General features: G+C 43.6%; 11 protein-coding genes. 1 reads left to right on the forward strand and 10 read right to left on the reverse strand.

What is annotated here, in order from left to right; genetic code table 11:
* Positions 1-3 precede the first annotated feature (3 nt).
* Together AB1A65_RS14165 and AB1A65_RS14170 are read right to left on the reverse strand one after the other, a co-directional pair.
* Complete coding sequence (locus tag AB1A65_RS14165) at positions 4-3,309, reverse strand: TonB-dependent receptor (protein ID WP_366590392.1); 3,306 nt, start codon at positions 3,307-3,309, stop codon at positions 4-6.
* An 84-nt stretch (positions 3,310-3,393) separates the two neighbouring features.
* A complete protein-coding gene (locus tag AB1A65_RS14170) occupies positions 3,394-4,323 on the reverse strand; it encodes a dihydrodipicolinate synthase family protein (protein WP_366590394.1) in 930 nt (309 codons plus the stop codon).
* A 491-nt stretch (positions 4,324-4,814) separates the two neighbouring features.
* Between AB1A65_RS14170 and AB1A65_RS14175 the strand changes: the two genes are divergently transcribed.
* Positions 4,815-5,996 (forward strand): MFS transporter, encoded by a 1,182-nt coding sequence (locus tag AB1A65_RS14175; RefSeq protein WP_366590396.1) that lies wholly within the window; start codon positions 4,815-4,817, stop codon positions 5,994-5,996.
* 19 nt (positions 5,997-6,015) lie between these two features.
* Here the strand turns inward: AB1A65_RS14175 and AB1A65_RS14180 are convergent, their stop codons facing one another.
* The 8 genes from AB1A65_RS14180 to AB1A65_RS14215 all read right to left on the reverse strand — a co-directional run bounded on the left by AB1A65_RS14180 (position 6,016) and on the right by AB1A65_RS14215 (position 13,806).
* Positions 6,016-6,180, reverse strand: coding sequence for a hypothetical protein (locus tag AB1A65_RS14180; protein WP_366590398.1), 165 nt, complete (start codon positions 6,178-6,180; stop codon positions 6,016-6,018).
* Between the two features lie 427 nt (positions 6,181-6,607).
* Complete coding sequence (locus AB1A65_RS14185) at positions 6,608-8,476, reverse strand: SulP family inorganic anion transporter (protein ID WP_366590400.1); 1,869 nt, start codon at positions 8,474-8,476, stop codon at positions 6,608-6,610.
* Positions 8,477-8,696: 220 nt separating this feature from the next.
* Positions 8,697-9,089: a hypothetical protein gene (locus AB1A65_RS14190; RefSeq protein ID WP_366590402.1), complete on the reverse strand. Its 393-nt coding sequence runs from the start codon at positions 9,087-9,089 to the stop codon at positions 8,697-8,699.
* Positions 9,086-9,505, reverse strand: a complete 420-nt coding sequence (locus tag AB1A65_RS14195; RefSeq protein ID WP_179384622.1) for a GreA/GreB family elongation factor — start codon at positions 9,503-9,505, stop codon at positions 9,086-9,088. The genes AB1A65_RS14190 and AB1A65_RS14195 overlap by 4 nt, the downstream gene beginning before the upstream one ends.
* A 68-nt stretch (positions 9,506-9,573) precedes the next feature.
* Complete coding sequence (locus tag AB1A65_RS14200; RefSeq protein ID WP_366590404.1) at positions 9,574-10,866, reverse strand: Glu/Leu/Phe/Val dehydrogenase; 1,293 nt, start codon at positions 10,864-10,866, stop codon at positions 9,574-9,576.
* A gap of 223 nt (positions 10,867-11,089) precedes the next feature.
* Complete coding sequence (locus AB1A65_RS14205) at positions 11,090-11,701, reverse strand: hypothetical protein (protein ID WP_366590407.1); 612 nt, start codon at positions 11,699-11,701, stop codon at positions 11,090-11,092.
* Between the two features lie 15 nt (positions 11,702-11,716).
* Complete coding sequence (locus AB1A65_RS14210) at positions 11,717-12,262, reverse strand: GreA/GreB family elongation factor (RefSeq protein WP_366590410.1); 546 nt, start codon at positions 12,260-12,262, stop codon at positions 11,717-11,719.
* A 215-nt stretch (positions 12,263-12,477) separates the two neighbouring features.
* A complete protein-coding gene (locus AB1A65_RS14215; RefSeq protein WP_366590412.1) occupies positions 12,478-13,806 on the reverse strand; it encodes a sigma-54 dependent transcriptional regulator in 1,329 nt (442 codons plus the stop codon).
* Positions 13,807-13,811 lie beyond the last annotated feature (5 nt).

Consider the following 13,811-nt stretch of genomic DNA (forward strand, 5'->3'; position numbering starts at 1 on the left):
ATTTTAAAATGTTACATTAAGTCCGATAGTTATCGTCTTTGGCACCGGAAATTCTCCGTACTGCACCCCTCCAACCTCTGGTGTATCACCACTCATGCTCTTAAAATAATGCAGGTTGGTTCCCGTGAGGTTAAGGCTCAATCTTTTGATCACATCACCAAAATAGGCTGATGGAAAATCATAGCGGAGTGTCACCTCCCTCAAGGCCAGGTAATCCCCTTTCTCCCAAAACTGTTCATTGGCTTCGGTCTGCAGGCTGGCAACACTTTCATTCCCCCTCCATACGTTCTTGGTTCCGTTCACAAAAACAAATCGGGGCCAGTCCGTATCGGTGTTGTTCGGTGTCCATGAATCAAGCACTTCCACCGGTTGTGCCAAGTTACCTTGTGTCTGCCCATATCCTTTGTTACGTATGTGGTTCCAAACCAAATGTCCGGTCGCAAAATCTGTTTGCACAAATAGACTGAAGTTTTTGTAGGTCACGCTGGTGTTAAAGCCACCAACAAAATCGGGGGTTGTACGACCGATTACCTTTCTATCCAGGTTGTTGATAATCCCATCTCCATTTTGATCGACCCACTTGACATCACCAGCCCATCGCTGGTTTCGACTTGCGGCGGGAGCAAACTCGTCCGTAATGGCATTGTCTGCATCCGCTTCAGCTTGATTGGCATAGATACGCTCTTGTTCGAAAGCAACGATAAGGTCGCCACCAAAACGTTGGCCTTCCTGCAAACCGCCGACCCATTCTTCTTGGCCGGTTGACGGATTCCAAATCAAGCTGCCCCCCTGTCGGTTTCGCTCATTATCGTTTTCGGGCAAGGCAACCACATAGTTTCTATTTCTGGTGAACGTTGCCCCCATATTCCAAGTAAAGTCTTCCTTTCGAATGATATCACCATTGACCTGAAGTTCAAAACCTCTGTTCCTATAGGTACCGTTATTGGTCAATATACCACTGAATCCGGTATAGTAAGGCAATGTCAGACTGGCCAATTTATCCTTGATATCCCTAGTATATACATCTGCAATAAGGGACAATCTGCTATCAAATAGGGAGACATCCAAACCAACGTTGAAGGTGGTGGCCTTTTCCCATTTAAGGTCAAGTGTGGCCAAACTGGTATTGGCGTATCCCGTCTGTCCGTTATACACACCTTGGGAACCATAGGAACCATAGACTCCATAGTTGCTCAATACATCTTGGTTACCATTCACACCATAACTAAGTCTTGGCTTAAACGTAGTTAACACCTTTTCCAATCCCCAATCTTGGAAAAACGATTCATTATGGGCGTTCCAACCAAAGGAAACCCCAGGGAAGAATCCGTACTTATTATTGCCAAGTCTAGAAGAACCATCGTTTCTGAAGGTAAAACCAAATAAATACCTATTATCATAATCGTACAGCAATCTACCAAAAGTGGAAGTGATTACATATTCGGTTTCAAAGCTAAATGGTATACCATTGGCCTCGGCCCCTGCATTGAGGGTCTCGATCAAATCGGTTGGGGAATTCCGTGTCCCTGCAGCTGTTTGAAAGAAGTTATCCTTAAAATATTCAGCCCCAATCAAGGCATTCACATTGTGCCGCCCAAATCTTTTGGTGTAGTTCAGCGTACCAGTATACTGATTCCTCAGCGTCCTATCCAAACTCACCGAAGCCTCTCGCGCCGTGCGCAATGGGCCATCTGTACTTCCGGTCCTAAAGGCCCGATTAAAGCTTTCGTTGTGGTTATTGATTGCAAAATGACTACCTGTCAAAGACAAGGTCAAATCGTCAATGATGTCCCATTCCACACCAACGGAAAGCTGCAAACGCTGCTCTAGGTTTTTACGAACAAACTTGTCCTGGTAATACAATGGATTACCAAATCCTTGATTTTGCCCTACAGCAAACTGATCAGAAAAGGTACCATCAGGATTGCTATCAAAAGTCCGTGCGGTGGGAGCCTGCCCTTGAAATCTTCTGAATACAGTGTCCTCGCTACCCAAAGGGCTTAAATTTAAATTAGAGTGCGAGTACAGGATGTTGGAGTTGACCTCGACCCTGTCCGTTACCTTGTAAGATCCGCTAAATTTACCAGAATACCTCTTAAAACCAGATCCTAATATAAGTCCTTGGTTATCAAGAAGTCCCAATCCCATATAATAAGTTCCTTTCTCGTTCCCACCATCAAAAGAAAGATAATGGTCTTTGGATTCACTGTTTTGATAGATGCGGTCACCAACACCCTTGTTATCAAAAAACAGTATTTGTTGTGCCGGATTCAATATATCCGGTATCGCCCGCCACCCTGGTTGATCTAACAAATATTGATTGTCCGCCGTCAACAATTGGGTCGTAAAGGGGTCGTTGGTCGTATTGTTACCCGTTCCCGCACTTTGGTTGGCATCCAAAAACGCGCCGAAAGCACCTGGGTTATTTGTTGCCTCCCTGAACCAGGCTATGGACTGTCTATTGTAATTGATGTGGTCCGCAGCTCCCAGATACTGTTGGTCGTTACGCTCTTCATTGATACTGTAACGGTATTTATAATTAATGGAAGACCTGCCAGCTTTACCCTTTTTGGTGGTTATTAAGATTACACCATTGGCCGACCTTGCCCCATAAATGGCCGTAGCCGCAGCATCTTTAAGAACTTCCATCGATTCAATATCATCCGAATTGAGGGCAAAAAAGGAACTTGGCACACCATCCACCAGAATCAATGGTGAATCATTGCCATCGAAATTGGTACCACCTCGAAGTACGACCTGCGGGGTAGAGCCTGGCTGCCCTGTAGTGTTGGTCACTCTAAGACCCGCCACTGTACCTTGCAAAGCTGTAGCTGGGTTCGATCGGGTAGCACTTTCCAGCACTTTGGTATCCAATTTGGCCACAGAAGAGGTAAGGGTGGAACGTGATTGACTACCATAACCCGTTACAACAACCTCATCCAATACCGCCGTACTTTGGGACAGCATAACATCAATAACCGTTTGGGCGGATACCTCCACTTCTTGAGCGGTAAATCCGATATAACTGAATACCAAAACGTCCCCAGTGGCAGCTTCAATGGAATAATTTCCATCAAAGTCCGTTTGTGCACCATTGGTGGTGCCTTTTACCAATACGGTGGCACCTGGAAGTGGTATCCCTTCTTGATCTGTGACAGTACCGGTAATTTGGCTTGACTGCGCGTAAACCGAAACCGCAAATACATTCAGCAACAGAGCGCAAACGAACAGGATTGAAGTCCTATTTACGCCCAAGGCCCTTATCGGACCGGATGCCTTATTCTTTTCAGCATTCTTTGAGAGTTTCATAGATGTAATAGTTTGATTAATTAAGTGTTATGAGCAAATATATATAATTATTTGTATTATGTATTACATAATAATTCAAATTTTTTAAATGCATTCGTCTGAATCCCTTTGACATGGCTCCGGAAAATGTTCGGAAATCCCTTCCTTTCTGAACAGTTCCAAAGCTTTTAGCAATTGGCCATCATTAAATGTTCTATGCGGAAAGCGGCTAGGACCCATATTCAATCCCAGATGTCTCATAAAGCTTTTTCCCCCACCGTGATATCCTCCCATGGCTTCCAAAATCTGCACAAATCGAATAGCCTTATCCTGAAGCTTCCTAGCAGCATCAAAATTTCCTTGGGAAGCGTATTTGGCCACACCATGATAAAGTGGCGCCAAATGGTTATAGGTACTGCCTACCCAGCTCTTGGACCCAACCAATACACTGTCAATATACTTTTCATCAATACCAAAAAACATATCCATAGTATCATCACCTTTCTCCATGCATTGTTTAAAATCGTCCAGATTATCCTCGGTATATTTTATCCCTGCGAAATTGGGGATACGCTTCTTGGCGGAATCGACGAATGCCAACATAGGTAGGTTAACCCCTGTAAGTACGGGAATATGATAGTAATAAAAAGGTTTGTCCGGGGCAGCACTGGCAATTTCCGCACAATAGTTCACAAGTTGATTCAACGTCTTCGGGCGAAAATAAAAAGGGGGCAAGGCTGCGGTTGCATCCACCATATCAGCACTGTGCCCGGCCAATTCTTGGGCCTCCCTCAGGTTGGTATGACCGACATGGTTTATGACATAAAACCCATCCTCTCTTAAATCCGACCATGCCTCGATCAATTTCATTCGTTCCGAAGTACTTAAAGAAACAAAATCCCCGGTTGAACCATTGACAAATGCTCCCGACACTCCATTGGACATTAAATAACGACCATATTCCAAAATAATATCCGTATTAAGCAACCCGTTTGTATGCATCGGTGCATAAGTTGCTGCAATGATTCCTTTCATAATTGTATTATGTATTACATATCAAAGTAATTGTTTTTTTTTCAATTATTCAAATATTTGAACAAAATATGTGTCTCCATATCGTCAAAAGGCTTCATATATCCGTTTCTTGTATTGGTTAAACAAATGGTTTGCAGACATACCATTCCTGTAAGGTCAAGGCACCTATATGAACGGTAGCCATGGAATCTCCAATAAAAACAAGCAGATTGGGCAACCACCAAGATATACCTATTCTCTTTGAAAAATCCCAACCCATTTTGGAACTGCCCCAATTTCAATCCATACCACATGGTCAACAGCCGCCTTCCCAAGAAAGGCATCACACCGCAAACAGTTTTTGCTTATATGTATGACATATTTAAATGGACATTTTGTAGGTAAACTGCCAAAATTAACGGTACTTTGCCGGAAAGCTATTCTATTTGCACACTGATAGCTACTAACATCGCATCCAACAATTCAAATTACAATAGGGCATATCCGAAAGCATGAAAAAGACCCATTTATGGAAACCAGGGAATATGCTACTGCTCGCAGGCATACTGTTGATTGCTTTGAATCTACGGCCTGCGCTGGCCAGTGTAGGTCCGCTGGTATCCGATATTCAAGCGTCCACAGGTCTTTCCAACGGACTTTTAGGCCTTTTGACCACCCTTCCTTTGATTGCTTTTGGTATTATTTCGACTTTGACTCCCTTGGTTACCAGAAGACTAGGTATGGGATGGACCCTGTTTTCGGCAATGGCCCTATTGGCCTTGGGTATCGTCATAAGATCACTCGGACCTATTTTTACGCTCTACTTGGGCACCTTGCTCATCGGAGTAGCCATTGCATTTGGGAATGTAATGCTACCAAGTCTTACCAAACGAAATTTCTCAGAAAACTCGGGATTGATCACCAGTCTTTATTCGAGTGTTATGGCCATCGGTGCCGCCTTGGCAGCAGGGTTAAGCGTCCCGTTGGCCACGCAGCATAATTTGGAGTGGCAAGGCTCTCTGGCTGTATGGGCAGTTTGTGCTTTCCTTGCGGCTTTACTTTGGCTCCCGCAAGTTACTCGACTTAAGCGAACTCCACCCAGCAACAATAGCTCGATGGGGCTAAAGTCGCTGGTAAAATCAAAGTTGGCCTGGCAAGTAGCCTTGTTTATGGGGCTGCAATCACTAACCTTTTATGTAATCCTGGCTTGGCTACCATCCATCATTCAAGATAGGGGTCACGGTGCCAACTATGCTGGATGGATGCTTTCGCTATCGCAAGCTACGGGCATATTGGGTTCTCTATTGATTCCTGTACTGGCCGGTCGTCGGAGGGACCAACGATCAATCGTGCTTTTCTTGGCCGGCATAGAAGTAATCGGCTTGGTAGGACTTATTGTTCCCTCGCTGGGATTGGTTTGGCTATGGGTGTCATTGATCGGATTTGTGCTAGGCGGTACCTTCGGACTGTCCTTACTCTTTTTGGTACTTCGCTCACGGGATTCAGATGAAGCCACCTCCCTTTCCGGAATGGCACAATCCATTGGGTATATTATTGCAGCCACAGGCCCATCCCTATTTGGGGCCATCATAGACGTTATTGGTAGCTGGACCCCCGCCTTGACGGTCCTATTTGTGATAGCAATACTGAAATTTTTTATGGGCATGGGAGCCGCAAAACCGGGCAAAGTCTAGTTTTTTCTTACCCATCAAATTATTCCAACCATGTCATCACATTCGCTTTGATCTCCTGGTCGTTTGATACATCCCCAAACTCATTTGTCCTTTTGTTGTTGCGGTAGGTCTTTTTCCATTGATTGGTGTTTAAAGCTGTTGAATGGATGGCTTCGCAAATATATTCCACCTCAGTTACCTTCATTGTCGGATGAAGCGATAAGCGTATCCAATCAGGTTTTTTGGATAAATCCCGATTGCTGATTTCATTTATCAACTACTTTGAAGCGACCTTGTCAATTGAAAACAAATGATGTGCAACTGCTCTCGCAAGACCAGCCGCCAAGTACCTGTATCCCAAACCTATCGTTGAGCAAGCGAACTACCAGATTGTAATGTATGTCGGAAATACCGAAGGCAACACACCCAATATATGTATTTTGGGGGTCCACCGACAAGACCTTTTAGTTTTTTAGGCAGTACTCTCTTGGTATTGTTTATAAATAAAGTGAACTTTTGGTACTTGGGACAAATCCTTCCACTTAGCATACAATAAGGTATTGTAGGTACCCGTATGGTTGGCACCTCTCTTTTACATCAACAAACAGGTTTATTTATATTGACCTTTCCCATTAATCCCTTAAGGTCTCTGCCTGTCTTTTGATATATGAAGTGCACTGCCCGAAGGTCTCAAAAATTTGTGTCTCTGGAATGAGCGATGGAATCAAATTGACCCGTTCCATCATATATCTGGGCTGTTCGAGCACATGAACCAATAAGACCTGGGTACCAGACTTTTTAAGCTCGATCAATACATCTTCAAGGCTATACAGACCAGATTGGTCAAGATACTGCATGCGGTCCATTCGGATGACCACTGTGGAGGCAGTAATGGGGATTTGCTTGGCCAATTGCTGAAAATCGTTGGTAGAACCAAAAAACAATGGTCCTTTAAGATGTTTTATGAGTACTGTCTTCTTTAGTGCGTCAGGAAAATCAGCTTCATCTGCCCAACCTTTTTCTTCCTTTAGAGTCTTAACATCGGAACGTTGTGCGGCCAAATCCCCCATCTTTTTCATGAACATAAGTGAGGCGATTACAAGACCTATACCCACGGCATATACCAAGTTCCAAATGGAAGACAACACCATTACGACCAACATGATCATCACTTCAGAGCTTACTTTAAATGGACCGAACGTTACGTCCCTAGGCAGATGGGGCATAGCTCTTAGACCCTTATAATCAATCACCCCTATTCCAACCGTAACCAAGATGCCAGCTAGGACCGCTGCGGGTATATTGGATGCTACGGGGCCCAATGCCAATAAGACCACCAATAGCAAAATACCTGCTACCATCCCTGATAGCCTGGTTTTACCTCCAGCATTGATGTTGACCACGGTACGGATTGTGGCACCTGCACCCGGAATTCCCCCAAAAACTGCAGCAATACTGTTACCTATGCCCTGACCAATCAATTCCTTATTGGGTTTATGCTGGGTCTTTGTCATATTGTCCGCAACCACAGAAGTCAATAGGGAGTCAATAGCTCCCAAAAGGGCCAGGGTAAAGGCAGTGAAAATATAGGGCGTTACAGAACTTAATTGAAACGAGCCGAACACATCCAAGTTTGGCATCGGAAATCCACTTGGGATTTCTTGGATTGGTCGATACTCCCACCCGAATCCATAAGCTACCCCTGAAACCATCAGCAATGCCACCAATGCACTTGGAATCAGGGTCGTAACCCTTTTGAACCCATAAATTATACCAATAGTAGCCAAGGCCAAGGCAAGTTCTAGCCAATCTATTTGTTGCAAGGCCCGTGGCAAAACCCTGATAGTGCCGATGACCCCGGAAGCGTCCTTATTCGCCAAGGTCTTTGCCTCCTTTAAAATATTTTCTTCGGTTACCTCCCCAGCCCTGGCAATGGTTTCTTCAAAATCTTCAAGAACAAGAATTCCCTCCTTTGATTCTTCCTGGAGAATGTTCTTGAGGATTATCTCTTCGGCCTGTGCCCTATATTGATTCACAAACATAGCATCTTCGTTTGGATAATAGCCGATGGAAGGCAGTAGCTGAGTTACCAGGATAATCACTCCAATAGCCGTCATAAAGCCCGAAACAACCGGATAAGGGATGTATCGGATGTATTTACCCAGCCCGGCAACGCCCAACAGAATCTGCATAAGTCCGGCCAAAAGGAATACCATCAAAATAGCAGGAAGTGCCCTCTCCATATCACCATCGTTCATGGCGACTATACTGGCAACAACCACCATCGTGACAGCGGTCATTGGTGCGGTCGGGCCTGAAATTTGCGTATTTGTACCGCCAAAAAACGCAGCAAAAAAGCTAATAAAAATGGCGCCATAAAGTCCTGCACTAGGTCCTAAACCCGAACTGACTCCAAAGGCCAATGCCAATGGCAGAGCCACAATACCTGCCGTTATACCTCCAAAAACATCTCCTCTAAAATTGGAAAAAAAATTCTTCATTGTAAATTTTATACTTAATTGAAACTGTCCCTTTTGGGACAATGGCTTCCATACCTTTAAATAAATGGTCCTGATTTATACTTGATTACGGCTCACTCACCCCCTAACCTGCCCGTTATCCCTACGTTACATGTTACATTTTGTTATGGCTAGACTCGAAAGAATCAACACTTGGCGTAGAAAGCCAAAAGGGCCCGTATTATGGCCCTCTTTGGAATTCTTATTTACCGAAGCGCTCCGACATCTTGGAGAGCAGCAGAAACTTTAATTGGTTGTAGTTTTTTAAATGGTTCATATAACCATCCCTATTTTTCTCATGGGTATTGAGGTAATAGGCATCACATTCCATGGTATCGCATTCGATGGCGTTCGCCAAATTCCTTTCATAACGGTATAAGTTTGCCAAACGCAGCTGGTTCTCCCGTTGAACCTCCAAAAGTCTTTGCTGGAATGCAGGATTTCCCGATAGTCGTTTTTCCAATGATATCAAATATTGTAATTCCTCATTGATCCATTCCATGGTTTCGGTCCAGTTGGTGATTTCCAACTTATCCTTCTTACTGATGATACGGCTCAAGGAATCGTGAAAGTAGGGTCTGCCAACAGTATTCATAATACCATATTTAAGTTCAACGTCTCATTTTCCTGCTCTATATCCTCGATGGTCAGCTTTTGGCTACCGGATGGGAATTCCCAAATAATGGAATCACCATTGGCGTACCCCATGACCGCGGCCCCCATAGGGGTCAAGATCGATATGCAATTGTTTTTGATATCGCTTTTGGCAGGTAGTACCAATTTGAACTTCTTATGCCAACCATTTTCGGAAACAATTGTGACATTGGAATTGAACCGTATCACATCATTTGGCATTTTATCCTCATCCAGGATTTTGGCACTCTCCAATTCATCCGTCAACTTCTTAACCGATTTTCTCCAAGCACTGTCCTTATGGTACCCCGAAAGGTTCAACAATCGTTTTAAAACGACATATTCCCTTTTTTCTATCAACAAGCTCCCGTATTTCATTTCACTATATTTTAAATCATTATACCATGCAGGCTCTTTTTCAAGCCTTTTTTAATCACTTTCTCCCATTATGGAAAAATCCCCCTCTGAACATAAGTCTCTTCCAATCGCTCAATGGCAATTACAAATGCGGCAGTCCGCATATCAATTTTTTGGGTCTTGGTTTTGTGTGCAACCTTGTTAAACGATTCTTTCATTTTTCTCTCAAGTCGTTCCAACACCTCTTTAAGGTCCCAAATTTCACCGTTCCGGTTTTGCAACCATTCGAAATAGCTTCCGATTACCCCTCCTGCATTACATAGAATATCTGGTATGATATCGATACCACGATCCAAAAGGATTTCTTCCGCCTTTACATCGGTAGGTCCATTCGCCCCTTCGGCAATCAAACTGGCTTTTATCACAGGGGCATTGTCAACTGTAATCTGATTGCCCAATGCCGCCGGAATACAGATATCACATTCCAATCCAAAAAATTCCGAATTCTCAATATTGCCTGCTCTTGAATACCCTATAATACTTCCTTTATTGGCCTTGGTATAATCCAGAAGGTGCTCTGGACATATCCCTTTCTCATTGTAGAGGCTTCCATAGGCATCTTGTACCGCAGTAAGAATCGCACCTTCCTTACTCAGGAAATGGGCCGCCCAATACCCAACATTACCGAATCCTTGAACAATGAACTTCTTGTTTTTCAACTCCAGTTTTTTGTGTTCAGCCCAGAATTTGATAGTAAGGAAAACACCATAGCCCGTTGCACGATCTCTACCTTCGGAACCACCAGCGCCTATGGGTTTTCCGGTGACAACATGAAGATTCTTTGAACGTTCATTGGGGGACTTGGTTGACATATAGGTATCCAAGATCCAAGCCATGGTCTGGGAATTGGTATTTACATCAGGTGCGGGTATATCCAACTCTGGCCCAATATTGTCCCCAAGAGCATACGTAAACCTTCTTGTAATACGTTGCAGCTCATCTTGGGAATACTTAGTGGGGTCCAACTGTATACCGCCCTTTGCACCGCCATAGGGCAATCCTGCCAAAGAGGTTTTCCAAGTCATCCACATTGCCAAGGCTCTCGCCGCATCAATATCCACTGTCGGGTGGTACCGCAGCCCACCCTTGTAGGGACCCAAGGCATTATTGTGTTGTACCCGGTAGCCGGTAAAAATCTCAACTTCCCCATCGTCCATTCGTACCGGAAAGTGGACCACCAATTCATTGTTGGTGACTTCCAAGATTTTTCTAATGTTCGGGTTAAGCCCAACGATATCAGCTGCGTTGTTGAATTGACGCATGACATTGTCCAACATTCCTTGTTTGGACGGTCTTTTCTTTGTTGTTAATACTGTTGTCATATTAAAATAGTTAATGGTATGCCTTATACCTTTTGTTTTTAATTCATTTCATCCGAAATCACTATGGTAGGGAGATCCGTATCTTCCAAATAGTGTTGGTATTCATTACACAAATTGGTATACGCTCTTTGTTCACTCAAAGAACAGTATGTTCTATGAATACAGGTTGAGCATATACTACGCACAAATTCACTCATGGCATTTTTTTTAAAATTAATTTCAATTAACGAATGGGATATAAGGTTGTGATGGGTTGAAAAATCAGCATCAAGATGGACACACCGAGGACAATCAAAAAACCGACTTCCAAATTGGATAATAGCCGATTTACTTTCAGTGATTTTTCCGATAGTTTCGTCAACTGGCTACTTTCTTCCAATTGAATTTCCTCCAGGGAATCCAAGGTCTTTTTGATACCACCAATACGTTTAATGGCCTTTGTTTTTGCATTATCGTCCTTGATGTTCAAAGATGCCATTGAGGTCTGTGACGCCAAATCCGTGAATTCTTGTCGCAGCCGTTCTAAAAAAAGTGCTTCTTGCCTAGTGAGATCGGTACGGGCAAAGTCATCGAGAAGGATGCTGATTTTTTCCGCCCTATTTGTTGTTAACCTACCGGTATCAACCACCTCCAACTCACTATCGTGAAGATGGTTTCGCAATTGATAGATAAAATCCTGAACCACTACCCTATCATCATGAATAGAAACAATTGCGTGCTGTATCGTGGAAAAATGCCGCCTATCCACAAGATTAGCTGCAAGTACCAATAAAAATGCTGTGGCAAGTACAAGACCAACCAATATGCGTTGTTTAATTGAAAGTTTTGCGTTCATACCCCTTATCCCTTTTTATATTTGTGTTAAATTGACCCATAGTGCATCAGAACTGTTGCGCTCTTCTTTTTTACTAAAGGAAAGCGCAACACCTGGATTGGGCGGTAAGGCATCCATTAGGTTTTTGCCAAAAGCTTCCACATTGGCCATCACACCAAATTGATCTACCCCTACGATACGAAATGAGGCCGCTTGGCCAGGCATGCCATACCTAATGCTATCCCCTTTTGACAACCCAATAACGGAACAGCCCAAAGCGCTCACCACTGAATACTTCCCCTTTTCCGTATCAGCATCATCTGGAGGTACCAACTGAAAGCTTTTCGTCCATCCTGTCGAACTTTCAAGGGTCACACGGCTATTTAATCGTACAACATCGCAGGGCATACTTATCTCATCCACAATAATGGCACGTTGTACATTCTCGATCAATAATCCCAATAGTTCAACATGAAAGTAATCTTCTAAGCCCAACGATTGCTGCAGATACTTTTTGATCGTCAATAACTCGTTGCTCTCCAGTAGAAGGCTTCCAAATCTCAATGGGTACATTACCATCATTACTCATTTCTTTTGACACGGAACCGGAAAATCCATCATTTTCCGATCTGATTGATTGATTGTGCCATACCAATGGCAAATCATATGCCCTACTTGTGAAAAAGAAATGTAACACCATCAAAGTACTGATAAACAGCGATTTGATTTTTAAATAAAAAATAACCTAAGATTTAGGTTTGGGTAGTTTTTAACCAATTGGTCAGTATTTGACCAGATCAATCAATTTTGTCGCGAAGTGTTTTACGATTGATCTGTAATATTTCTGCCGCCTTGCTCTTGTTCCCCTTGGTATGAGCCAAGACACGCTGAATATATTGCCTTTCCATTTCCCTTAAAGGAAGGAGCTCTTCCTTGGGAAAGGTGATTTCATATTTTAAAAAATCAGGCAAATCCTTCATTCCTACTGGGCCATCCGCCATGATGACTGCTCGCTGGATCACGTTCTCAAGTTCCCTAATATTACCGGGCCAAGTATAGCGTTCCAATACCTTGAGAGCATTCGGATCAATGGGCAGGAATCGGTCCCTGTATTCTATCCCGTATTTTTGAAGAAACCTATTCACTAACATAGGAATGTCCGATTTTCGTTTTCTTAGCGGTGGCACCATGATTTCCACAACAGTCAAACGATAATAAAGATCTTCCCTAAAGTTTTTCTTATTGATTTCCTCCTTGAGGTCCAAATTGGTGGCTGCCACAACGCGCAGATTTATTTTTTCCACCGTTCTGGAACCGACCTTGGAAATCTCCTTTTCCTGCAATGCCCTTAACAATTTTGTCTGCACATCCCAACCGGCCTCACCTATTTCATCCAGAAAGAGGGTCCCTCCATCTGCTGCCTGAAAAAAACCGTTGCGGTTTTGTTCTGCGCCGGTAAAAGCACCTTTGACATAACCAAATAATTCGGCTTCCTGTAAGTTATCGGGGATAGCCCCACAGTTTACAGCAATAAAAGGTCCTTTTCTATATTTACCCGAGTAATGAATGGCCCGTGCCACCAATTCCTTGCCCGTACCGCTTTCTCCCTGTATCAAAACGGTGGCCTGATTGTCCTTTACCCGGCCAATGATCGAAAGTACAGGCTGAAAGGCTTGTGAATTGCCCACCATACCGTTGAACCCTTCGTGATGTTCCCTGAGCGGGTTCTTTACAGCTGGGGCATGGCGATGGTCGCCTTGCGACAAAGCCTTTTTAACCGCTGTTTCGAGCTCTTCTTTCGTAAACGGTTTGGTGATATAGTCCATGGCGCCCGATTTAAGTACCTCTAAAGCTCCATCAACGGAAGGGTAGCCCGTGAGCACAAGTTTTGGCATATTGGGGTAATGTTCATTGGCGTACTTTAACAATTGTATACCGTCCACTTCGGGCATTTGGATGTCCGTAATCAATAGGTCTATGGAGGCATCTTTTAAAATAAAAAGGGCTTCCTTAACCGAAATGGCCTTAAAAACATGATAATCAAGTGTCTTGAGCCGTCTAGCCAACAACTCCAAAATCTTGGTGTCATCATCTACAACAAGAATGTTCTCTCTCTTTAAGGGCATACACG

It is taken from the genome of Allomuricauda sp. ANG21, assembly GCF_040705235.1.
GTDB classification, from domain to species: Bacteria; Bacteroidota; Bacteroidia; order Flavobacteriales; family Flavobacteriaceae; genus Flagellimonas; species Flagellimonas marina.

What these genes read in the sequence shown, in the direction of transcription:
- AB1A65_RS14165 (WP_366590392.1), bottom strand. Translation starts at nt 3,309, where the DNA reads ATGAAACTCTCAAAGAATGCTGAAAAGAATAAGGCATCCGGTCCGATA.
- AB1A65_RS14215 (WP_366590412.1), bottom strand. Translation starts at nt 13,806, where the DNA reads ATGCCCTTAAAGAGAGAGAACATTCTTGTTGTAGATGATGACACCAAG.
- AB1A65_RS14205 (WP_366590407.1), bottom strand. Translation starts at nt 11,701, where the DNA reads ATGAACGCAAAACTTTCAATTAAACAACGCATATTGGTTGGTCTTGTA.
- AB1A65_RS14175 (WP_366590396.1), top strand. Translation starts at nt 4,815, where the DNA reads ATGAAAAAGACCCATTTATGGAAACCAGGGAATATGCTACTGCTCGCA.
- AB1A65_RS14190 (WP_366590402.1), bottom strand. Translation starts at nt 9,089, where the DNA reads ATGAATACTGTTGGCAGACCCTACTTTCACGATTCCTTGAGCCGTATC.
- AB1A65_RS14200 (WP_366590404.1), bottom strand. Translation starts at nt 10,866, where the DNA reads ATGACAACAGTATTAACAACAAAGAAAAGACCGTCCAAACAAGGAATG.
- AB1A65_RS14185 (WP_366590400.1), bottom strand. Translation starts at nt 8,476, where the DNA reads ATGAAGAATTTTTTTTCCAATTTTAGAGGAGATGTTTTTGGAGGTATA.
- AB1A65_RS14170 (WP_366590394.1), bottom strand. Translation starts at nt 4,323, where the DNA reads ATGAAAGGAATCATTGCAGCAACTTATGCACCGATGCATACAAACGGG.
- AB1A65_RS14180 (WP_366590398.1), bottom strand. Translation starts at nt 6,180, where the DNA reads ATGAAGGTAACTGAGGTGGAATATATTTGCGAAGCCATCCATTCAACA.
- AB1A65_RS14210 (WP_366590410.1), bottom strand. Translation starts at nt 12,262, where the DNA reads ATGATGGTAATGTACCCATTGAGATTTGGAAGCCTTCTACTGGAGAGC.
- AB1A65_RS14195 (WP_179384622.1), bottom strand. Translation starts at nt 9,505, where the DNA reads ATGAAATACGGGAGCTTGTTGATAGAAAAAAGGGAATATGTCGTTTTA.